Here is a 21458-nt window from a genome sequence, read left to right as displayed (position 1 = left end):
CGCCGCTTAGCGCGGTAGCGACCCGGTGATCACCGGGACTTGCCCCAGCACAGCGTTCTCGCGGTCGGTGAAAGCCCGACCACGGGACAAAAATCGCATGCCCTCCGGCGCTTCCAGGCTGAACCCGGCACCGCGGCCGGGCACCACATCGATGATCAGCTGGGTGTGCTTCCACGCCCCGAACTGCGGCCCGGAGATCCACACCGGGACGTCGCCGGCCCCGCTCACATCGAGCACCCCCAGTAGCACGTCGTGGTCGCCAACGATGAAGTCGCCGTCGGGATAGCACATCGGCGCCGAGCCGTCGCAGCAGCCGCCGGACTGGTGGAACATCACCGGGCCATGCCGGGCGACCAGTCGCGCCACCAGGTCGGCCGCGGCGTCGGTGATCAGCACCCGGGCCGGCGCGTCCATCAGAACAGGCCCATCAAAAAAGACCCTGTGCCGTCTGGGAGTAGGACACCAGCAGGTTCTTGGTCTGCTGGTAGTGGCTGAGTACCATTTTGTGGTTCTCCCGGCCGATGCCGGACTGCTTGTACCCGCCGAACGCGGCGTGCGCGGGATAGGCGTGGTAGCAGTTGATCCACACCCGGCCGGCCTGGATGTCGCGGCCGGCCCGGTAGGCGGTGTTGCCGTCGCGGCTCCACACCCCGGCGGCCAGCCCGTACAGGGTGTCGTTGGCGATCGCAATGGCATCGTCGTAGTCGGTGAACGACGTCACCGACACCACCGGGCCGAAGATCTCCTCCTGGAAGATCCGCATCTTGTTGTCTCCGGCGAAGATCGTCGGCTGCACGTAGTAGCCACCGGACAGATCGCCGCCCAACTCGGCGCGCTCTCCGCCGGTGATCACTTTGGCGCCCTCACCCTTACCGATCTCGATGTAGGACAGGATCTTCTCCAGCTGGTCGTTGGAGGCCTGCGCGCCGATCATGGTCGCGGGGTCCAGCGGGTCGCCTTGGCGGATCGCCTTGGTGCGGATCGCGGCCAGCTCCAGGAACTCGTCGTAGATGTCGGCCTGGATCAGCGACCGCGACGGGCAGGTGCACACTTCGCCTTGATTGAGCGCGAACCCGGCGAAGCCCTCCAAGGCCTTGCCCTGGAATTCGTCGTTGGCGGCCAGCACATCGGAGAAGAAGATGTTGGGGCTCTTGCCGCCCAGCTCCAGGGTGACCGGAATGATGTTGTGGCTGGCGTACTGCATGATCAGCCGGCCGGTGGTGGTCTCCCCGGTGAAGCCGATCTTGGCGATCCGGTTGCTCGATGCCAGTGGCTTGCCGGCCTCCACCCCGAATCCGTTGACCACGTTGATGACACCGTCGGGCAGCAGGTCACCGATCAGGCTCATCAGGAACAGGATCGAGGCGGGGGTCTGCTCGGCCGGCTTGAGCACCACCGCGTTACCGGCGGCCAGTGCCGGCGCCAGCTTCCAGGCCGCCATCAGCAGCGGGAAGTTCCACGGGATGATCTGGCCGACGACGCCCAACGGCTCGTGGAAGTGGTAGGCGACGGTGTCGTCGTCGAGCTGGCTCAGCGAGCCCTCCTGGGCCCGGATCGCCGCGGCGAAATAGCGGAAGTGGTCGACGGCCAGCGGAATGTCGGCGGCCAGCGCCTCCCGGATCGGTTTGCCGTTGTCCCACACCTCGGCGACCGCGAGCTGCTGACTGTGCTCTTCGATACGGTCGGCGATCTTGTTGAGGACCTGTGCCCGCTGGGCCGGCGCGGTCTTGCCCCACGCCGGAGCCGCCGCGTGCGCGGCATCCAGGGCCTTGTCGATGTCGGCCGCCGTGGAGCGCGGGATCTCGCAGAACACCTCGCCGGTGACCGGCGTGGCGTTCTCGAAGTACTCACCGGAGACCGGTGCCTCCCACTGCCCACCGATGAAGTTGCCGTAGCGGGACTCGTAGCTCATCAGCGCCCCGGCGGAACCCGGACGTGCGAATACGGTCATCGGTGGGTGCTCCTTTCGGGTGTTGCACAACTCACATTACCGCCGCCGTCACAATGGCTTCCATGGCTTCCCAGGCTTCCCAGGCTGCCGACCACGTCGACGATCCGTACCTCTGGCTGGAGGACATCACCGGCGAGCCATCGCTGGACTGGGTGCGCGCCCACAACGCCCCGACCGTCGACGAGTTCGCCGGCGACGACTTCGAGGCGATGCGCACCGCGGCACTGGACGTGCTCGACACCGACGCCCGCATCCCGTATGTGCGCCGCCGCGGGGAGTTTCTCTACAACTTCTGGCGCGATGCCGCCAATCCGCGCGGGCTGTGGCGGCGCACCACGTTGGACAGCTACCGCAGCGCCGCCCCGGAGTGGGACGTGCTCATCGATGTCGATGAACTGGGCCGAACTGACGACACCAACTGGGTGTGGGCCGGTGCCACAGTGATCGAGCCCGAGCTCACCCGGGCGCTGGTGTCGCTGTCCCGCGGCGGCTCGGACGCCGTGGTGGTCCGCGAGTTCGACATGGCCACCCGGGAATTCATCTCCCCTGCTGCTGGCGGCTTTCAGCTACCCGAGGCCAAGACCCGGATCGGCTGGGAGGACGAGGACACCGTGCTGGTGGGCACCGACTTCGGACCCGATTCGCTCACCGAGTCGGGCTATCCGCGGATCGTCAAGCGGTGGCGGCGCGGCCGGCCGCTCGCCGACGCCGAGCTGGTGTTCGCCGGGGAGACAACCGATGTGGTGGTGGCCGCGGGCCGCGACCGCACCCCCGGATTCGAACGCACCCTGGTCTCGCGGGCGGTCGACTTCTTCAACGACGAGGTCTATGAGCTGCGCGGCGATCCCGGTCAGCAGGAGCTGATCCGCATCGACGCACCCACCGACGCGACGGTGTCGGTGCATCGGCAGTGGATCCTGATCGATCTGCGCACCGACTGGGACACCGGCACCGCGTCCTACCGGGCGGGTTCACTGCTGGCCGCCGACTACGAGGACTTCCTGGCCGGCACCGCGCAGTGCCGCGTCGTCTTCGAACCCGATGCCCACACCGCCCTGCACCACTACGCGTGGACCCGCGACCGGCTGATCCTGGTCACCCTGCACGACGTGGCCAGCCGGGTGGAGGTGGTGACGCCCGGCGACTGGCGGCGGCGTCCGATTGCCGAAGTGCCGGCCAACACCAACACCGTGATCGCGGCCGCCGACGACACCGGCGACGAGATCTTCTTGGACTCCAGTGGATTCGACCGCCCGTCGCGACTGTTGCACGGCCCGGTCGACGGTGAGCTGACCGAGATCAAATCCGCCCCCGCCTTTTTCGATGCCGACGGCCTGCAGGTCACCCAGTACTTCGCCACGTCGAAAGACGGCACCGCCATCCCGTACTTCGTGGTGCGCCCGGAAGGGGCCACCGGCCCGACACTGCTGGGCGGCTACGGCGGATTCGAGGTGGCGCGCACCCCCGGCTACGACGGGGTGCTGGGCCGGCTGTGGCTGGCGCGCGGCGGCACCTACGTGCTGGCCAACATCCGCGGCGGCGGCGAATACGGCCCGGGTTGGCACACCCAGGCGATGCGCGCGGGCCGCCACCTGGTGGCCGAGGATTTCGCCGCGGTGGCAACCGATCTGGTGGACCGCGAGATCACCACGGTGGCACAACTCGGGGCGATCGGAGGCAGCAACGGCGGGCTGCTGATGGGCATCATGCTCACCGCCTACCCGCAACACTTCGGCGCGCTGGTCTGCCAGGTGCCGCTGCTGGACATGCGCCGCTACCACTTGCTGTTGGCCGGCGCGTCCTGGGTCGCCGAGTACGGCGACCCCGACAACGCAGAAGACTGGGAATTCATCAGCAAATACTCGCCTTACCAGAACATTTCGGCTGACGCGACATACCCACCGGTGCTGATCACCACCTCGACCCGCGACGACCGGGTGCACCCGGGCCATGCCCGCAAGATGACCGCGGCGCTGCAGGACGCCGGGCACCGCGTCTGGTACTACGAGAACATCGAGGGCGGCCACGGCGGGGCCGCCGACAACGCGCAGGCGGCGTTCAAGTCCGCGCTGAGCTTCGCGTTCCTGTGGCGGATGCTCGGCAGCCGGCGCTGAGAATCAGGCTTTGCGCAGTCCGCCCAGCAGCGCGACGGCCACCCCGACCAACACCAGCACCGCCCCGGCGGCCAGGGTCAGATTGAGCCAGAGGTGCAGGTTGTTCTCGGCCAGATCCACGACGGCATCGGCGATCCGGCGGATGTCGCCGGTCGCCTGGTTGAGCACCTGGCTCAGATAGCGCCGCGCCACCTCGATCCCCGACCAGCCCGCCGCACCCACCACCAGCCCGGAAACACCGAGGGCGGCCAATGCCCGGCCGCGATGCCGCGCCGCGGCCAGCGTCAGGATCGCGCACAATCCGGTCAGCGCGACCAGCACCAGAGTCAGCCACGGCCCCCACACCGCCAGGCGGTGCAATCCGCCGGGACGCGCCACCTCCGTCGACGTCGGCGTCAGCGGAATGGTCATCGACGCCGGCAGCGCAATGTGATAGTCCGACAGCAGTTGCGCAAATGCCTTGTCCCGCAACATCGGTACCACGTCGATTTGCCACGGGCCGGTGTCGGCGCCGCCGAACAGCCAATCATGGCCGTCGGAGTTCACCTGCACGAACTGCTGAGGAAACGACGGCCCGGCGGTGTATTCGGCGGCGGCCTCGCGCACCGGGGACGGGTCGAGCGGGAAACCCTGTGCACGGACCAGCCGGACCGTCTGCGAGGTGAGTTCAGCGGCAACCGCGTCCTGCAGGGCCGGCTGGTCCGCGGCGCGCGCCGCCAGCCGCGCGTAGCCGTCGGCGTCGATCAGATTGCACTGCGCCCATGCCGCCGGCAACGTCACCGCAAGGGTCGCGGTGGTCAGCAACCAGAACAGCGCCGCCGTGAGGAAGCGCACTACTTCGCCGTGCGGCGCGGTCGCGCCAGCGCCATCCGGGTCATCAGTCCGTTCATCCGGGCCAGCGCCTTGAGCGAATTGTGGTAGTAGTTTCCGCCGGCACCGACGTTGGTGCGCGGCGCCACGACGACCTCCTGCCGGCAGAACTTGCGGATCCCGTCGACGCCGCCGAAACGCGCCCCGATCCCCGAAGTCTTCCAGCCGCCCATCGGCGCCGTCGTGCACATCAGGTTCGAGATCACGTCGTTGATATTCACCGCACCGCAATCCAATTGGACCGCGATGTCTTTGGCCCGGGCCACATCGCGGGAGAAGACCGAGGCACTCAGCCCGTAGGGGCTGTCGTTGGCGAGCCGGATCGCCTCGTCGACGCTGGCGACCTTCATGATCGGCAGGGTCGGGCCGAAGGTCTCCTCGGTCATGCAGGCCATCGAGTGGTCGACGTCGACGAGCACGGTCGGCTGGTAGAAGCTGCCCGGGCCGGTGGCGCGTTCACCGCCGGTCAGCGCGCGCGCTCCCGCGGCCACCGCCTCCTTGACGTGACGCTCGGTGACAGCCAGTTGCGCGTCGTTGATCAGCGCCCCGAAGTGCTTGCCCTCACCGGTGCCCATCTGCAGCGCTTCCACGTCCCGGACCACTGCCGCCACGAACTTGTCGTAAACGGGTTCCAGCACATACACCCGCTCGACCGACACACAGGTCTGCCCGGCGTTGAACATCGCGCCCCACACCGCGGCGTGCGCGGCCAGGTCGATGTCGGCGTCCTCGCAGACGATCATCGGGTCCTTGCCGCCCAGTTCCAGGCTGCACGGAATCAGTCGGCCTGCGGCCCGCTCGGCCACCTTGCGTCCGGTGCCGGTGGAGCCGGTGAACTGGACGTAGTCGGCGTTGTCGATCACGGCTTCGGCCACCTCGCGGGCGCCCTGAACCACGGCGAACACGTCCGGGCCACCGCTGGCCTGCCAGCCGTCACGCAACAGCTCCGCGGTCAGCGGAGTCTGCTCGGACGGCTTGAGCAGCACCGCGCAGCCGGCCGCCAGCGCCCCGATGGCGTCCATCAACGCGTTGGCCACCGGGTAGTTCCACGGCGCGATCACCCCGACCACCGGGCGCGGCCGGTAGTGCACGGAGATCTTCTTGACCGCCATCAGCGGCAGCGCCGCCGGCCGGGCCTCCGGGGCCACGGCCTTGTCCATCACCTTGATCACGTACGACAGGATCATGATCAGCAACGGCACCTCTTGGGCCGCGTCGGTGCTGGACTTGCCGGTCTCGGCGATCAGCAGCCGCTCGATCTCGTCCCGGTGCTCGCCGAGCCACACCGCGAAGCGGGCCATCACCTTGGCCCGCCCCTTGGCGCCGCGGCGTTCCCATTCCTGCTGGGCGGTGCGCAGGCCGGCGGCGATCGCTTCGACGTCGGACGGATCGGTCCAGCGCACCTCCCCGGCAACCGCCCCGGTGGCGGGGCTGAGCACGGTGTCGGTGCCGGACAGTGCAGTGGTGGGGGCGGGCGTGGTGGTGGTCATGGCGCCATGTTAGTCCCGGTTGTGATCCCCGTCGCACCCGCCTTCGACAGGTGTCAAGTTCAGCTGGGTGCGATCCCCCGCAGGTACGCGGCTTGCCCCAAGTGCTGGGCGCAGTCGTCGAGGATGCTGACCAGCCGCACACCTGCGGTGACCGGCGGATCCCAGTGTTTGTCGACGACCCGGGCCAGTTCGGCGGCGGTGACGCCGTCGAGGTAGTCCAAGGTCAGCTGGTGCACGGCGTGGTAGTAGCCGGCCAGCAGTTGTGCCGGGGCGCGGACCTTGGCGACGTCGGCGGCGCTGTGGCCGTACCCGGTGTCGTCACGCGGCAGATCGAGGCCGAACCGGTCCACCCAGCCGTCGCGGGTCCATACCTGCTCGAGTCCGGCGACCTGCGCGAGCTGGATGTCCTGCACCCGCGCGCTGTGCCAGAGCAGCCACGCGATGCTGTTGGCCTCCGCCGTCGGCCGATAGTCGGCCACCTCATCGGTGAGGCCGTCGGTGAGTTCGTCGGCGTGCTCGATCAACCGGGTGAACGCGTCGCGGAGCAAGGCCCGCAGCGCGGCGGCTGTGTCGTTCTCCGTCATACCGCCCGACGCTACGCCTGGTGGCAGACCGCCTCGACGTTGTTGCCGTCCGGATCGCGGACGAACGCCCCGAAGTAGCCGGGGTGGTACTCGGGCCACAGTCGCGGCGCGTGCAGCGACTCGGCACCGAGTTGCACGGCGGTGTCGTAGAACCTCTGGACTTGGTCGCGGTCGGCGGCGCTGAACGCGACGTGGACCTCGCGGTTGGGACCGTTGGCCTCGCCCGCACTGGCATCGGCGATCCAGAAGTCGGGGGCGCGCTCGCCACTGCCGTAGCCGATGGCCACACCGACATCCATCTTCCGGCTGTAGCCGAGGACGCCGAGCACCGCGTCGTAAAACTTCTGCGACCTGGCGTAGTCAGTGCAGTTGATGCCCAAGTGGTCGATCACAAACACATCCTGGCATGAGACCCCGACGCGGTCGTAGATTGACTAGATGAGCCTCGACGTCGTGGTCCGCAACGGCACGATTGTCGACGGACTGGGCGGGCAACCCTACGTCGGCGACGTAGCGGTCCGCGACGGCGTCATCACCCAGATCGGCGAGATATCCGGGGACGCGCACCGTGTGATCGACGCGACCGGCCTGCTGGTCACACCGGGTTTCGTGGACCTGCACACGCACTACGACGGGCAGTCGATCTGGTCGGATCGGCTCAATCCCTCGTCGGCGCACGGAGTGACGACCGCGTTGATGGGCAACTGCGGGGTGGGTTTCGCGCCGTGCCGGATCGCCGACCATGAGGTGCTGGTCGATCTGATGGCCGGCGTGGAAGACATTCCCGGCGTGGTGATGACCGACGGCCTGCCCTGGACGTGGGAGACCTTCCCGGAGTTCATGGATGCCCTCGACGCGCGGCCGCGCGACATCGACGTCGCGGCATTCCTGCCGCATTCACCACTGCGGGTCTACGTGATGGGACAGCGCGGTGTCGACCGCGAGCCGGCCACCCCCGCGGACCTGGCACGGATGCGCGAGCTGGCCCGGGAGGCCGCCGAGGCTGGCGCACTGGGCTTTTCGTCGTCTCGGCTGACCACGCACCGCACCCGGACCGGAGCCCAGATCCCCAGCTACAACGCCGCCTACACCGAGATCCTCGAGATCGGGCGCGGCGTCGCCGCCGGTGGCGGAGGCTTGATCCAGTTCGTTCCGGACCTTCCCGATGGCACGTATCAGCCTGTGCTGCAGCAGGTTTTCGACGCCGCTACCGACGCGGGCCTGCCGGTCACCTTCACTTTGCTGATCGGCAACGCCGGCGAGCCGCTGTGGCGCGACGCGATCGCCATGGTGGAGAAGGCCAACAGCTCCGGCGCCGAGATCACCGCCCAGGTGTTCCCCCGTCCGGTGGGGCTCATGGTCGGTTTGGACCTGAGCATCAACCCGTTCGTGTTGTACCCGAGCTACCGGGAGATCGCGCACCTGCCGCTGGCGGAGCGGGTCGCCGAGATGCGGAAACCCGAGGTGCGGAAACGGATTCTGGCTGATCAGCCCAACATCGTCCCGACGAATCCGATCGCTTACCTGGCCCAGTCCTGGGACTGGACCTACCCGCTCGGCGATGACGCCGACTACGAACCGGATCCGACGAACAGCATTGCGGCGCGCGCCAAGGCACGTGGCGTCTCCCCCGCCGAGGAAGCATACGACCGGCTGCTTGATGACGACGGGCACGCCATCCTGCTGGATGCGCTGGCCAACTTCGAGCACAATTCGCTGGACACCGTCGGTGCGCTGATGCGCCGCGACGACGTGGTGCTGGGCCTGGGCGACGGTGGCGCCCACTATGGAATGATCTGCGACTCAAGCTTTCCCACCTATGTGCTGACGCACTGGGCCCGCGATCGCGAATCCGGCCGGCTCAGCGTTGCCGAGGCGATCCGCGAACTGACCTCCGTACCGGCCCGGACCGCCGGGCTCAACGACCGGGGCCGCATCGCTGTCGGCTACAAGGCGGACCTCAACGTCATCGACCACGAGCGGCTGCGGCTACACAAGCCGGTGGTCACCTATGACCTGCCCGCCGGTGGGCGACGGCTCGACCAGACCGCCGACGGTTATGTGGCGACGGTCGTCTCCGGCGAGATCATCGCTGAGCACGGCAAACCCACCGCGGCCCGGCCCGGCAAGCTGGTGCGCGGCCGTCAGGCGGCGCCGGCCTGATCAGCCTCGTCCCACGCTCGGCCCTTTCGCCCGCCGTGCGGTTTCATTCGCGACACGCCGTGGGTTGGGTATGAGACCGCACGCTCACCACGTCCTCGGGCAGCCGCGGTCGATCAATGCCGCGCCCACCTGGTCGAGGAAGGCCCACGGCCGCTTGTGCAGCGTCCCGGCGGCCAACCTGATGTCCAGCCAACCGCGTTCGGCGATCAGGGCAGAACGCTCCGCGTCCCACTCACGCTGCTTGGGGTCGGTCCAATGATGCGCGCCCTCGAAGTCGACCCCGACCAGGAATTCCGGCCAGCCCAGATCGATGCGCGCGAACACGTGACCGTACGCGTCGTATACCGGAATCTGAGTCTGCAGTGGCGGGAATCCGTTTTGCACGAGCAAAAGGCGGGTCAATGACTCCTAGGGAGAATCGGCACCGGCATCGACGAACCGCAGCGTCTCCGCCAACTGGCGCAGTCCGGGTATGCCGCGGTGGCTCGCCATGACGGCCTGGATGTCGACCACCTTGACGTCGGTCGCATTCATCAACGCATCAACTCGCTGCACGCCCTCTTGGAACGGAAGCCTTCGGCCGATGTCAAAGGCGGTGCGGGCGGGCGTGGTCAAGGGAAGGCCGTCAAGCAATTGGGTCTCGCCTGGCAGCAGCGAGTCGGAGTGCACACGGATCAGCTTGGGGGGCCGGCGATTGGTATGCACGAGTTCTGCGGGTAAGTCCGGCTCGATCCACTTGGTTCCCAAGAGCGCAGCTGCTGACAGCCCGGCTAGGACACCTCGGCGGCGCGACCACAGCCACGCGGCGACAGCGCGTCGCTGCGGCGACAGGTCCGCTTCCCGGGGTGCCCACACCCCCGGTAGATAGCGGCGTGAAAGCGACGGAGCTCGCGGAACGTCAGCGCACCGGATTCAAGCGCCTCCGCCGCCCGAAAGGGCCACTCAATTGCCTGCTGTGCCGGGGTGGACTTGGCCACCACCGCCGGGTCTGAGGTGACGACATCACCCAGCACCTCGTCGATGCGGGCGAGCAGCTCGGCCGGGATGCGCACCCCGGAAGCCTTGACGTTCTCGCTCACCTGCTCGGGCCGGGACGCCCCGACCAAAGCGGCGGCGACGTTGTCGTTCTGCAGCACCCAGGCGATCGCCAGCTGCGCCGTGGTGAGACCCAACTCGTCGGCGATCGGGCGCAGCTGCTGCACCCGGGTCAGCACGTCGTCGGTCATGAACCGCTTGACGAAGTTGGCCCCGCCCTTCTCGTCGGTGGCGCGCGATCCGGCCGGCGGCGGCTGCCCGGGCAGGTACTTGCCGGACAGCACCCCCTGGGCCATCGGCGACCAGACGATCTGGCTCAGGCCCAGCTCCCGGCAGACCGGAATCACCTCGGGTTCGATCACCCGCCACAGCATCGAATACTGCGGCTGGCTGGAGATCAGCGAGACCCCCAGCTGGCGGGCCATCCCGTGGGCCTGGCGGATCTGGTCGGCGGTCCACTCACTGACACCGATGTAGAGCGCCTTGCCCGCCCGGACGATGTCGGCGAAGGCCTGCATGGTCTCCTCCAGCGGCGTGAAGGAGTCATAGCGGTGTGCCTGATACAAGTCGACGTAGTCGGTGCCGAGCCGGCGCAGCGACCCGTTGATGGCCTCCATCATGTGCTTGCGGGACAGGCCGGTGTCGTTGCGGCCCAACGGGGCCGGCCCGATCGGCCAATAGACCTTGGTGAAGATCTCCACCGATTCGCGCCGACGGCCGCGCAACGCGGCCCCGAGAACTTCCTCGGCCCGACCGTTGGCATACACGTCCGCGGTGTCGAACGTGGTGATGCCGGCATCGAGCGCGGCCTGCACGCACGCGGTGGCGACATCGTTTTCGACCTGCGAGCCGTGGGTGAGCCAGTTGCCGTAGGTGATCTCGGAGATCTGCAGGCCGGAGTTGCCCAGATAGCGGAATTCCATACCGCCATCTTGGCGCACGGCGGGCGGGGTGTCTGCGGCGAATCACTATTCTCGATTTCATGGCCAATTCCGTCGACCTCGCTCGCCTGGCCGAACTGCTGCCCGGCTACCGCTTCGCCTATCTGGTGACTGTCGGCGACGACTACCGGGTCCGCATCACCGCGGTCACCCCGACCTTCGACGGCGCCCGGGTGAATGTCGGTCCGGTCGGCACCCACGGCCGGGAGAACATGGCGGCCCGGGCCGGCGTCACGCTGGTCTGGCCCGCACGTGCGGTGACCGACTACTCACTGTTCGTCGACGGCCTCGCCGAGCTGCCCGACGACCCGGCCGCGCCGGTCCTGGTCACCCCGACCAAAGCCCTGCTGCACCGGCCGGTGTTCGAGGAGGGCAGCGAACGGGCTGTCGGCACCGTCCACGACTGCGTGCAGCTCCGCACGGGCAACTAGGCTCGCCCCATGTGCTCCAACGTGGATTTCGACCGCCTCGCCGAGAAGCTCGTGGGTTATGACTACGCCTACCTGATCACCGTCGATGCCGAGAACCGTCCGCATCCGGTGCCGGTGATGCCGACACTGGACGGCGACATCGTGCGCATCGGCGCGCTCGGCGGGCGGCGCAGCCGGGCGAACCTGGCGCGCAGCAGCGATGTGACAGTGATGTGGCCGCCGCCGGTCCCGGGCGGCTACACCGTCATCGTCGACGGCACCGCCGAGGTCTCCGACGCCGGCGAGCTGGCCCGCGTAGCGATCTCCCCCAGCCGCGCGGTGCTGATCCGGGTCGCTACCCCGGAGTCACCGGGCGAAACCCCCTGCTACAGCGACTGCGTCGACCTGAAGCTCACTGCGCAGGGAGCCTGAGCGGCCGACCTGCCACCATCAGCACCACCTCGTCGGACGCGGCGGCGATCCGCGCGTTGAGCACACCGAGCAGGTCACGGAACAGCCGGCCGGACCCGGTGGCCGGCACCACCCCGCTACCGACCTCGTTGCTGACCGCCACCGCCCGCACCGGGCAGGCCCGCCAAGCTGCCACCAGCTCGTCGATGTCGGTGTGCACGCCGTCCAGTGCGCCGCCGTCCCACACGCCGTGCAGATCCATCCGGGCGGTGAGCCAGGTGCCCAAACAGTCCAGCAGCAGCGGGGTTTCGGCCGCCCGCAGCATATCGGCGGCATCGCTGGTCTCCACGGTTCGCCACGACGCCGGACGCCGGGACCGGTGCAACCGTACCCGCTCGGCCCACTCCGGGTCGCCCTCGCGCACCCCGCCGGTGGCCACGTAGGTCACCGCAGCCTGTCCAGCCAGCAGCGCTTCGGCGTGCGCAGACTTGCCCGACCGGGCTCCACCGAGAACCAGGACCCGGGTCGGCGCCGCGCCCACGATCTCCCCGTCACGCCCGGCACGCGCACCCGAATCTGCTAGTACTGCAACCAATTCCGCTTCCGCAGGGTTGTGGTGACTCAGGTGGACGGCGATGACATCGGTCGTGGCCACGGCAGCACCGGAGCTTCGCAACGCCGAGACGGTCGCCGCGAACGCGGGCAGATCATGGTGTTCGGTGCCGTGCCCGGTGTGCATCCCGAACGTCTCTTCCAGAAACACCGCATCGAAGGCGGCGCCCGCCACCGCGGCGTGCGTCTGTTCGGGCAGCGGGCCGGTGTCGGTGGCCCAGAGAATCCGACCCCCAACGGTTTCCAGGTCGTAGAGCACCGCGTCACCGCCGAGGTCCGCCCCGTGCGCGGCCGCCAGCACGCGCACCCGGTAGTCACCCAACCGCACGTCGTCGCCGGGCCCGACCTCGACAAAGCGCACCGGATCGTCGGGGCCGACCCAGTGCCGGCACTGGTCGAGAGCGCTGGCCGGCCCGACCACATCGAGGCGCTCGCCGGCCCCGGTCCAGTGCCGCATCAGCAGCGCTGCCGGCCCGACATGATCCCAATGGCCGTGGGTGAACAGGATATGGCGCACCGAAGCCAGCGATCGCCCGAAGCGTGCGGCGGCGCGCGGCGCCTCCGGCCCGCAATCGAGCAGCAGCACGTCGTCGACCAGCGCGGCGGTCTGCCCGCGAACCTCGGTCGCCGATCGGCAGGAGGCGCACCGGCAGAACGGGTTCGGCCAGCCGTCGGCGCTGCCGGTGCCCAGCAGCAGGATCTCCATACCGCCATCCTTGCGCACGGCCGGCACAGCTACGAAAAAGCCCGGCCCCCACCGCGGGGAGCCGGGCTCTTTCGTGCAACCAGACTTAGAAGTCCATGCCGCCCATGCCACCGGTCGGGTCGCCCGCGGGTGCGGCCGCCTTCTCCGGCTTGTCGGCGACAACCGCCTCGGTGGTCAGGAACAGGGCCGCGATCGAGGCTGCGTTCTGCAGCGCCGAGCGGGTCACCTTCACCGGGTCGGCGACGCCGGCCTTCAGCAGGTCCTCGTACTCACCGGTGGCGGCGTTGAGGCCGCTGCCGGCGGGCGAGTTGCGGACCTTCTCGGCCACCACGCCCGGCTCCAGGCCGGCGTTGAAGGCGATCTGCTTCAGCGGGGCCTCCAGCGCGACCTTGACGATGTTGGCGCCGGTGGCCTCGTCGCCCGAGAGCTTCAGCTCGTCCAGCGACGGCGCGACCTGCAGCAGGGTCACGCCACCACCGGCGACGATGCCCTCCTCCACGGCGGCCTTGGCGTTGCGCACCGCGTCCTCGATGCGGTGCTTGCGCTCCTTGAGCTCCACCTCGGTGGCAGCCCCGGCCTTGATGACCGCGACGCCGCCGGCCAGCTTGGCCAGCCGCTCCTGCAGCTTCTCCCGGTCGTAGTCGGAGTCGCTGTTCTCGATCTCGGCGCGGATCTGCGACACCCGACCGGCGATGGCGTCGGAGTCACCGGCACCCTCGACGATGGTGGTCTCGTCCTTGGTGACGACGACCTTGCGCGCCTTGCCCAGCAGCGAGATGTCGGCGGTCTCCAGCGACAGGCCGACCTCTTCGCTGATGACCTGGCCACCGGTGAGGATCGCCATGTCCTGCAGCATCGCCTTGCGGCGGTCACCGAAGCCGGGGGCCTTGACGGCCACCGACTTGAAGGTGCCGCGGATCTTGTTGACGACCAGGGTGCTCAAAGCCTCACCCTCGACGTCCTCGGCGATGATCAGCAGCGGCTTGCCGCCCTGGATGACCTTCTCCAGCAGCGGGAGCAGGTCCTTGACCGTCGACACCTTGGAGCTGACCAGCAGGATGTAGGGGTCCTCCAGGACCGCTTCCTGACGGTCGGCGTCGGTGACGAAGTAGCCCGAGATGTAGCCCTTGTCGAAGCGCATGCCCTCGGTGAGCTCCAGCTGCAGGCCGAAGGTGTTGGACTCCTCGACGGTGATGACACCCTCGTTGCCCACCTTGTCCATCGCCTCGGCGATCAGGTCACCGATGGACTGGTCGCCCGCGGAGATCCCGGCGGTCGCCGCGATCTGCTCCTTGGTCTCGACCTCCTTGGCGTCCTTCAGCAGGGTCTCGGAGACCTTCTCGACGGCCTTCTCGATGCCGCGCTTGAGGGCCAGCGGGTTGGCGCCGGCCGCCACGTTGCGCAGGCCTTCCTTGACCAGCGCCTGGGCCAGCACGGTGGCGGTGGTGGTGCCGTCACCGGCGACGTCGTCGGTCTTCTTGGCGACCTCTTTGACCAGCTCGGCGCCGATCTTCTCGTAGGGGTCCTCCAGCTCGATCTCCTTGGCGATGGACACACCATCGTTGGTGATCGTGGGGGCGCCCCACTTCTTCTCCAGGACGACGTTGCGGCCCTTGGGGCCCAGCGTCACCTTGACCGCGTCGGCGAGGGCGTTCAGGCCCCGCTCGAGGCCGCGACGGGCCTCTTCGTCATACGCAATTTGCTTAGCCATTGCGAAGTGATTCCTCCGGTTAGGGGATGCACGTCTTGTCGGTCGGGTCAGTGCCCGCGACGGACGGCTGTGGGTGTGCTCCGCAGGTGCGGCCCCGTACCTCACCGTCCCGACCTAGCACTCACCGGTCGCGAGTGCCAACGTCATTCTTAGCACTCGCCCATGGAGAGTGCAAGATCACCGCCGCCCTATTGCGGCGCGCGCAAACCGTCCATGACGACGTCGGTCACGCGCTCGGCCAAGGCGGAGTTATAGGACTGCATCGCCTGGCATCCGACCAGGATCGCCTTCACCTCAGGTACGTCGAGGTCGTGACGCACGGTGCCGGCCTGCTGGGCGGCGCGCAGCAGTTCGCCGAGCACCGCCAGGAATGCCTGCTCGGACTCCGGCGCGGCTTGCGCGATATCGATGCCGAGGCCGGCCAGCGCTTCGGCCAGACCCCGATCCGTCGCGCCCCACTGCAACACCACCGACCGCAGGAAAGTGAAGATCGCCGCCCCGGGTTCGTCGGATTCCAGCAGGGCATAGCCGCCGTCGACGACGCGCTGCATACGGTCTTTGATGACGGCCCGAAACAGCTCGTCCTTGGTCGGGAAGTGCCGGTAGATGGTGCCGGCTCCCACTCCGGCGCGCCGGGCGATCTCGTCGATCGGTACCGACAAGCCTTCGGCCGCAAAGGTTTCGTAGGCGACTTCCAGAACACGCGCGCGGTTGCGCGCGGCATCGGCACGCAACGGGCGTGCTGATCGAGCCACCAGAATCCCCAATCGATTGACAAAACGGGGCGCGCGTTCCGTATAGTTGAACCAACCGGAGCGCCCGCCCCGTTTACCCTACCGCTTCAGGAGTCTCCCGTGGCCAAGTGGACAACCGCCGACATCCCCGACCAGAGCGGCCGGGTCGCCGTCATCACCGGGGCCAACACCGGCCTCGGCTTCGAAACCGCCGCCGCGCTCGCCGAACGGGGCGCCCAGGTGGTGCTCGCGGTGCGCAATCTCGAGAAGGGCAAGGACGCCGAGTCGCTCATCCGCCGGCGCAGCCCCGGCGCCGACGTGGCGCTGCAGGAGCTCGACCTGACGTCGCTGGACTCGATCCGCGCCGCTGCCGATCAGGTGCGCGCCGCCCACGACCGCATCGACCTGCTGATCAACAACGCCGGAGTGATGTACCCGCCCAAGTCGACCACCAAGGACGGCTTCGAGCTCCAGTTCGGCACCAACCACCTGGGCCACTTCGCCTTCACCGGTCTACTGCTGGACCGGCTGCTGCCGGTCCCCGGGTCCCGGGTCGTGACGGTCAGCAGCCTCGGCCACCGCATCCGCGCCGACATCCACTTCGACGACTTGCAGTCCGAGCGCGGCTACAGCCGGGTCCGGGCCTACGGGCAATCCAAGCTCGCCAATCTGCTGTTCACCTATGAGCTGCAGCGCCGGCTGGCGGCGCATGGGACGACGATCGCCACGGCCGCCCACCCCGGCGGCTCGGACACCGAGCTGATGCGCCACCTGCCGCGCTGGGCTGCGGCCGCCTACCCCCTGATCAAACCGCTCTTCCAGGGTGCGGACATGGGCGCGCTGCCGACGCTGCGCGCCGCCACCGACCCCGGCGTACTCGGCGGGCAGTACTACGGCCCGGACGGTTTCGGCGAACAACGCGGTTACCCCACGCTGGTGAAGTCCAGCCGTAAATCCCACGACGCCGACACGCAGCAGCGGCTCTGGACCGTCTCGGAGGAACTGACCGGGGTGGTCTATCCCGTATAGCCGGGCTCAACCCACGTCGAGCAGTTCCTCATAGAAGCCGCCGAACCCGCGATCCGGGTTGACCAGGTGCACTTCGAGGATCCAGTGGCAGACCCGGCCGGTGCGGTCGGTGCGGCGCATCGGCTTGTCCGAGCCGGGGGTGATGTAGAACTGGGCGTCGTCGCCGGAGATCTTCTTGTGCGGGAACTCACCCAGCAGGTGCCCGGCGATCGGTGCGCCGAACTCGAAGCCCCGCCCGCGCGCCAATCCCACCACGTGGTCGTAGAGCTGGGCGCCGGTGATCTCGGCGTGCGCGTCGAAGAACGCCCGCCCGGACTGCCACACTCCCGGCAGCGCGTCACGCAACGCCAGCTTGTCCGGGTCGTCGCCGAGCACGAAGGTGCGGCCGAAGTCGGCCTCCCACGCCTCGAAGATCGGTCCCAGGTCGAGGTAGACGATGTCGTCGTCGGCCATGACGCGATCGGGCGGGTCGGCGCGGAACGGCTGCAGGGTGTTCTCGCCGGCGCGCACCACCCGCTTGTGCCAGTGCCGGGTCACCCCGAACATGTGGGCGGCCAGGTCGGCGATCTCATCGGACAACTGGCGCTCGCCGACACCGGGGCGGACCATGCCGCGGCGCTCGATCTCGTCGAACAGCGCAGCGGCTCTGGTCTGCGCGTCGAGCAATCGCTCGACACGCACGGATTCCGGCTCGCCCGGGGTGGACACGCCTGCGATGCTATCGGCTTGCCCTAGACTGCATTCCGATCAGATAGGAGACCGGGTGCGGGCTGACGCAGCGCCCAGCACCCGGGCTTTGCGGGGCTGGCAACGGCGGGCTCTGGTGCGGTACCTAACCGCCAAGCCGCGAGATTTCCTGATGGTGGCCACCCCCGGCGCCGGCAAAACGACCTTCGCGCTGCGCATCGTCGCCGAACTGCTCGCCGACCGCACCGTCGAGCGCATCACGATCGTGGTGCCCACCGAGCACCTGAAGGTGCAATGGGCGGCGGCCGCCGCGGAACACGGCGTCGCACTGGACCCGCGGTTTTCCAACTCCGCCGCCCAGACCAGCTCCGAGTACCACGGTGTCGTCGTCACCTACGCGCAGGTCGCCAGCCACCCCGCCCGGCACCGGGTGCGCACCGAGGCCGCCAAAACGCTGGTGATCTTCGACGAGATCCACCACGGCGGCGACGCCAAGAGCTGGGGTGACGGCATCCGGGAGGCGTTCTCCGATGCCACTCGCCGGCTGGCGCTGACCGGCACGCCGTTCCGCAGCGACGACAGTCCCATCCCCTTCGTCAACTACGAGCCCGATGGCGCCGGCCACCTCCGATCGGTGGCCGACGACAGCTACGGCTACCCGGAGGCGCTGGCCGACGGCGTGGTGCGCCCGGTGATGTTCATGGCGTATTCGGGCGAGGCCCGCTGGCGTGACAGCGCCGGCGAAGAGTACTCGGCCCGGCTCGGCGAGCCGCTGACCGCCGAACACACCGCCCGGGCGTGGCGCACAGCGCTGGACCCGGCCGGGGAATGGATGCCGGCGGTCATCACGGCTGCGGACAAGCGGCTGCGCCAGCTGCGTGACGGTGGCATGGCTGACGCCGGCGGGATGATCATCGCCTCGGATCAGAAGGCCGCCCGGGCCTACGCCAAACTGCTGACGAACCTCACCGGCGAGGCCCCGACCGTGGTGCTCTCCGACGACGCCGGTGCCTCCGACAAGATCGCGCAGTTCTCCGCGGGGACCAGTCGCTGGCTGGTGGCGGTGCGGATGGTCTCCGAGGGTGTCGACGTGCCGCGGCTGGCGGTCGGGGTGTACGCCACCAGCGCGTCCACTCCGTTGTTCTTCGCGCAGGTGATCGGCCGGTTCGTGCGGTCGCGGCGGCCCGGCGAGACCGCCAGCATCTTCCTGCCGTCGGTGCCGTCGCTGCTGGGCCTGGCCAGCGAGCTGGAACAGCAGCGCAATCACGTGTTGGGCAAGCCGCACCGGGAGTCCGAACGCGACGAGCTCGCCGAGGCCGAGCGCCGGCGCGACGAGCCCTCGGAGCTGGAGAACAAGTTCGAATCGCTGGGCGCCGACGCCGAGCTCGATCAGGTGATCTTCGACGGCGCCTCATTCGGCACCGCCACCCCGGCCGGCAGCGAGGAGGAGGCCGACTATCTGGGCATCCCCGGGCTGCTCGACGCCGACCAGATGCGGGACCTGTTGCGGCGCAGGCAGGAAGAGCAGCTCGACCGGCGGTCCAAGGCGGTCAACGACGGCGGGGTTCCGGTGCCGGTGACCACCCATGGCCAGTTGCGGGCGCTGCGTCACGAACTCAACGCGCTGGTCTCGGCGGCGCATCACCGCCTCGGCAAGCCGCACGGCTGGATCCATAACGAGTTGCGCCGAATCTGCGGCGGCCCGCCGGTGGCGGCAGCGACGTCAGATCAGCTGCGGGCGCGCATCGAGGCCATCCGGCAGCTGTAGCGCTTTTGCCGCTTCGCCGAGCGTGTACCTGCTGCGAAAAATCGGGCGAAATTTCGCAGCAGGTACACGCTCGGCGAACGTCAACCAAGGATCAGGGCTGACCAGCCGCGCCGCCTTGGCCGGCGGTGCCGTCGGTGCCCTGGGCGCCGCCTTGGCCTTCCGAGCCGTCGCTGCCGTCGATGATGGTGTTGCCCTGCGCAACCTGACCGGCAGCGCCGCCGGAACCGCCGTCACCGCCCGCGGCGCCCGTCCCGGCGGTACCCGCCGCACCACCAGCACCGGCAGTGCCCGCGCCGTCGGCGCCGTGGCCGGCGTTCCCGCCGTTGCCGCCGTTGCCGCCGTCACCGCCGTTGCCGCCGTTGCCGCCGTCACCGCCGTCACCGCCGTCGCCAGCGGTGGCCACGTTTCCGTTGCTGACCGCGCCGCCGGTGCCGCCGTTACCTCCGGCACCGCCGACGTCACCGTCCGCGCCGTTACCGCCGCTGCCACCGGCGCCGCCGTCACCGCCGACACCACTCACGGTGCCGCCAGCTCCGCCGGCACCACCGGCGCCCCCATTGCTGCCGCTGGTGCCGCTGGCGCCGTCGCCGCCGTTACCGCCGTGACCACCGGCACCGCCGGAGGCATCGCCGGTGCCATCGCTGTCGCCGTAGCCGCCGTTGCCGCCGTTGCCGCCGGCCGCCCCGGTGCCGCCGGTGCCGCCGTTGCCGCCGTCGCCGCCGGTACCGTTGCCGGCGCCGACGTCGCCGTTGCCGCCGTTGCCGCCGTTGCCTCCCGCTCCGCCGGGGCCGCCATCACCACCGGTGCCGCCGGTGCCGCCGGTGCCGTTGGCCTCGCCGCCGAATACGGTGCCGCCCATCCCGCCGTCACCACCGGGCGCCCCGAGCCCACCGGTGCCGCCGGTCCCGCCGTTACCGCCGGTGGCGTCTGCGGTGGGGCTGGCGAAGCCGCCGCCGATCCCACCGTTACCGCCGGCCTGGCCGACTGCCGTGCCGGGGTCGCCGGCACCGCCGTCGGCCCCGATGCCGCCGGGGCCCTGTTCGATTACGGGTGCATCGGTACCGTTTCCAGCCGCCGGCGGGATGTTCTGCGCCGGCGGGTTGCCGCCGGTGCCGTCCACACCGTTGCCGCCGGCACCGCCCCGACCGCCGTTGCCGACCGCCCCGGCCGCCCCGCCGGCGCCGCCGTTGCCGCCGTCCTGGGCGATGGTGCCGTTGCCGGTGGTGACGACTTGGCCGTGAGCGCCGGCCCCGCCGTTGCCGCCGTTGCCGACGCCGGTCGCCGCGGCACCGGCGGTGCCGTCGGCGGCTGTGGTGCTGCCGTCACCGCTGGCGCCCCCGGTGCCGCCGTTACCGGCGCTACCGGCGTCGCCGGCATTGCCGCCGTTGCCGCCGCTGCCGGCCGTGGTTCCGGTTCCACCCGCAGCGCCGGCTCCGCCGTCACCGCCATCACCGGCGTTGCCGGCTGCTCCGCCGTTGCCGCCGACCCCGCCGGCACCTGCGGCACCGTCGCTGTAGCCGTCGGCCTGTGCCACGCCACCGGCACCACCCACACCGCCGTTGGCGCCGGCACCGCCGTTGCCGCCGCTGCCGCCGTCGGTACCGTCACCGCCATTGCCGCCGCTGCCGGCTTCGGCGTCGGCGCCGTTGGTCCCCTCAACACCGTTCCCGCCGGCACCGCCGTTACCACCGGCCCCGCCGGCGCCGCCATTGCCGGCGTTACCGGCGTTGGTTCCGCCGGCCCCGCCGTCACCACCCCGGCCGCCGGTGCCGCCATCGGTGCCGTTACCGCCGTCGAGGTTGGTGGCCGTGCCCGCGGTGCCCGCGGCACCGTTCGCGCCGTTGCCGCCGGCGCCGCCGTTGCCGCCGTTGCCGTAGGCCCCACCGTTGCCACCGGCGCCCCCGTTGCCGCCGGCCGCACCGGCTAACGCATTGGCGTCGGTGGCCGCGTCATAACCATCACCGCCGTCACCGCCGTTGCCGCCGCCACCGCGGGCGCCATCGCTGCCACTGCCCCCGAACAAGCTCGCACCCACGCCGCCCTTGCCACCGGTGCCCGGAGCCGCGCCATTGCCGCCCGCGCCGCCGTTGACATTGGCAGCGGTGCCGGTCGCGCCGTCGCCACCGTTGCCGGCCGCACCCCCAGCACCACCGTTGCCGCCAAGACCCAGGATCGACGAACCCGCACCACCATTGCCGCCATTACCACCGTTGCTGCCGTTACCACCGTTGCCATCACCACC

Annotated in this window: 16 protein-coding genes and 3 pseudogenes; 6 read left to right on the top strand and 13 right to left on the bottom strand. The window is 69.6% G+C overall.

Translation table 11 applies throughout. The features are described 5' to 3' along the window. Positions 1-6: 6 nt before the first annotated feature. Complete coding sequence (locus tag A5694_RS16030) at positions 7-414, bottom strand: DUF779 domain-containing protein (protein ID WP_064922913.1); 408 nt, start codon at positions 412-414, stop codon at positions 7-9. A gap of 13 nt (positions 415-427) precedes the next feature. Then, entirely contained in the window at positions 428-1951 is a 1524-nt protein-coding gene (gene exaC, locus A5694_RS16025) for an acetaldehyde dehydrogenase ExaC (protein WP_064922911.1), read from the bottom strand. A 53-nt stretch (positions 1952-2004) separates the two neighbouring features. On the opposite strand from exaC, the gene A5694_RS16020 reads away from it, so the two are divergent. Beyond that, positions 2005-4065: a prolyl oligopeptidase family serine peptidase gene (locus A5694_RS16020; RefSeq protein WP_064922909.1), complete on the top strand. Its 2061-nt coding sequence runs from the start codon at positions 2005-2007 to the stop codon at positions 4063-4065. Between the two features lie 3 nt (positions 4066-4068). Here the strand turns inward: A5694_RS16020 and A5694_RS16015 are convergent, their stop codons facing one another. From A5694_RS16015 to A5694_RS16000, 4 genes are read right to left on the bottom strand one after another with little or no spacing between them, the layout of a single operon-like run. Further along, complete coding sequence (locus tag A5694_RS16015) at positions 4069-4899, bottom strand: hypothetical protein (RefSeq protein ID WP_064922907.1); 831 nt, start codon at positions 4897-4899, stop codon at positions 4069-4071. Further along, positions 4899-6425, bottom strand: a complete 1527-nt coding sequence (locus tag A5694_RS16010; protein WP_064922905.1) for an aldehyde dehydrogenase family protein — start codon at positions 6423-6425, stop codon at positions 4899-4901. Before A5694_RS16010 ends, A5694_RS16015 begins: the two co-directional genes overlap by 1 nt. A 59-nt stretch (positions 6426-6484) precedes the next feature. Then, positions 6485-7009 carry a mycothiol transferase gene (locus A5694_RS16005; RefSeq protein ID WP_064922903.1) on the bottom strand — a complete coding sequence of 175 codons (525 nt, stop codon included), beginning with the start codon at positions 7007-7009 and terminating at the stop codon, positions 6485-6487. An 11-nt stretch (positions 7010-7020) separates the two neighbouring features. Next, a complete protein-coding gene (locus A5694_RS16000; RefSeq protein WP_064922937.1) occupies positions 7021-7401 on the bottom strand; it encodes a VOC family protein in 381 nt (126 codons plus the stop codon). A gap of 46 nt (positions 7402-7447) precedes the next feature. On the opposite strand from A5694_RS16000, the gene A5694_RS15995 reads away from it, so the two are divergent. After that, the gene (locus A5694_RS15995; protein ID WP_064922901.1) at positions 7448-9172 is read left to right on the top strand and encodes an N-acyl-D-amino-acid deacylase family protein; all 1725 of its coding nucleotides are present in this window, start codon (positions 7448-7450) and stop codon (positions 9170-9172) included. Between the two features lie 84 nt (positions 9173-9256). Here the strand turns inward: A5694_RS15995 and A5694_RS24315 are convergent. Further along, positions 9257-10119: pseudogene (locus A5694_RS24315) on the bottom strand (hypothetical protein). Positions 10120-10194: 75 nt separating this feature from the next. Then, positions 10195-11130: pseudogene (locus A5694_RS23360) on the bottom strand (aldo/keto reductase family protein); the annotation flags it as partial. 59 nt (positions 11131-11189) lie between these two features. Here A5694_RS23360 and A5694_RS15980 point away from each other — a divergent pair. Both A5694_RS15980 and A5694_RS15975 read left to right on the top strand, forming a co-directional pair. Continuing rightward, positions 11190-11579, top strand: coding sequence for a hypothetical protein (locus A5694_RS15980; protein ID WP_064922898.1), 390 nt, complete (start codon positions 11190-11192; stop codon positions 11577-11579). Positions 11580-11588: 9 nt separating this feature from the next. Beyond that, on the top strand, positions 11589-11990 hold the full coding sequence (locus tag A5694_RS15975) for a pyridoxamine 5'-phosphate oxidase family protein (protein ID WP_064922896.1): 402 nt from the start codon (positions 11589-11591) through the stop codon (positions 11988-11990). On the opposite strand, the gene A5694_RS15970 is transcribed toward A5694_RS15975, so the two are convergent. From A5694_RS15970 to A5694_RS15960, 3 genes are all read right to left on the bottom strand, one after another. Continuing rightward, entirely contained in the window at positions 11971-13287 is a 1317-nt protein-coding gene (locus tag A5694_RS15970) for a bifunctional adenosylcobinamide kinase/adenosylcobinamide-phosphate guanylyltransferase (RefSeq protein ID WP_064922935.1), read from the bottom strand. The two genes, A5694_RS15975 and A5694_RS15970, sit on opposite strands and share 20 nt — an antisense overlap. Before the next feature lie 85 nt (positions 13288-13372). Next, positions 13373-14998 (bottom strand): chaperonin GroEL, encoded by a 1626-nt coding sequence (groL, locus tag A5694_RS15965; protein WP_064922894.1) that lies wholly within the window; start codon positions 14996-14998, stop codon positions 13373-13375. Positions 14999-15186: 188 nt separating this feature from the next. Then, positions 15187-15753 carry a TetR/AcrR family transcriptional regulator gene (locus A5694_RS15960; RefSeq protein WP_064922893.1) on the bottom strand — a complete coding sequence of 189 codons (567 nt, stop codon included), beginning with the start codon at positions 15751-15753 and terminating at the stop codon, positions 15187-15189. 99 nt (positions 15754-15852) lie between these two features. Between A5694_RS15960 and A5694_RS15955 the strand changes: the two genes are divergently transcribed. After that, positions 15853-16761 carry an SDR family NAD(P)-dependent oxidoreductase gene (locus A5694_RS15955; protein WP_064922891.1) on the top strand — a complete coding sequence of 303 codons (909 nt, stop codon included), beginning with the start codon at positions 15853-15855 and terminating at the stop codon, positions 16759-16761. 6 nt (positions 16762-16767) lie between these two features. Here the strand turns inward: A5694_RS15955 and A5694_RS15950 are convergent, their stop codons facing one another. Beyond that, positions 16768-17469: a M24 family metallopeptidase gene (locus tag A5694_RS15950; protein WP_064922889.1), complete on the bottom strand. Its 702-nt coding sequence runs from the start codon at positions 17467-17469 to the stop codon at positions 16768-16770. 55 nt (positions 17470-17524) lie between these two features. Between A5694_RS15950 and A5694_RS15945 the strand changes: the two genes are divergently transcribed. Continuing rightward, positions 17525-19216 carry a DEAD/DEAH box helicase gene (locus A5694_RS15945; protein WP_064922887.1) on the top strand — a complete coding sequence of 564 codons (1692 nt, stop codon included), beginning with the start codon at positions 17525-17527 and terminating at the stop codon, positions 19214-19216. 91 nt (positions 19217-19307) lie between these two features. On the opposite strand, the pseudogene A5694_RS24970 reads toward A5694_RS15945, so the two are convergent. Further along, positions 19308-21458: pseudogene (locus A5694_RS24970) on the bottom strand (PE family protein); the annotation flags it as partial.

Source organism: Mycolicibacter sinensis (assembly GCF_001667945.1).
Classification (GTDB): Bacteria; Actinomycetota; Actinomycetes; order Mycobacteriales; family Mycobacteriaceae; genus Mycobacterium; species Mycobacterium sinense_B.
The sequence above is the reverse complement of the archived record's forward strand: the minus strand, read 5'-3'. Positions and strand labels throughout refer to the sequence as shown.

Excerpts from the sequence above, each read along its gene's own strand:
- A5694_RS15970 (WP_064922935.1), bottom strand. The coding sequence starts at position 13,287 with ATGGAGATCCTGCTGCTGGGCACCGGCAGCGCCGACGGCTGGCCGAAC.
- A5694_RS16030 (WP_064922913.1), bottom strand. The coding sequence starts at position 414 with ATGGACGCGCCGGCCCGGGTGCTGATCACCGACGCCGCGGCCGACCTG.
- groL (WP_064922894.1), bottom strand. The coding sequence starts at position 14,998 with ATGGCTAAGCAAATTGCGTATGACGAAGAGGCCCGTCGCGGCCTCGAG.
- A5694_RS15995 (WP_064922901.1), top strand. The coding sequence starts at position 7,448 with ATGAGCCTCGACGTCGTGGTCCGCAACGGCACGATTGTCGACGGACTG.
- A5694_RS15975 (WP_064922896.1), top strand. The coding sequence starts at position 11,589 with ATGTGCTCCAACGTGGATTTCGACCGCCTCGCCGAGAAGCTCGTGGGT.
- exaC (WP_064922911.1), bottom strand. The coding sequence starts at position 1,951 with ATGACCGTATTCGCACGTCCGGGTTCCGCCGGGGCGCTGATGAGCTAC.
- A5694_RS15980 (WP_064922898.1), top strand. The coding sequence starts at position 11,190 with ATGGCCAATTCCGTCGACCTCGCTCGCCTGGCCGAACTGCTGCCCGGC.
- A5694_RS16010 (WP_064922905.1), bottom strand. The coding sequence starts at position 6,425 with ATGACCACCACCACGCCCGCCCCCACCACTGCACTGTCCGGCACCGAC.
- A5694_RS16005 (WP_064922903.1), bottom strand. The coding sequence starts at position 7,009 with ATGACGGAGAACGACACAGCCGCCGCGCTGCGGGCCTTGCTCCGCGAC.
- A5694_RS16020 (WP_064922909.1), top strand. The coding sequence starts at position 2,005 with ATGGCTTCCATGGCTTCCCAGGCTTCCCAGGCTGCCGACCACGTCGAC.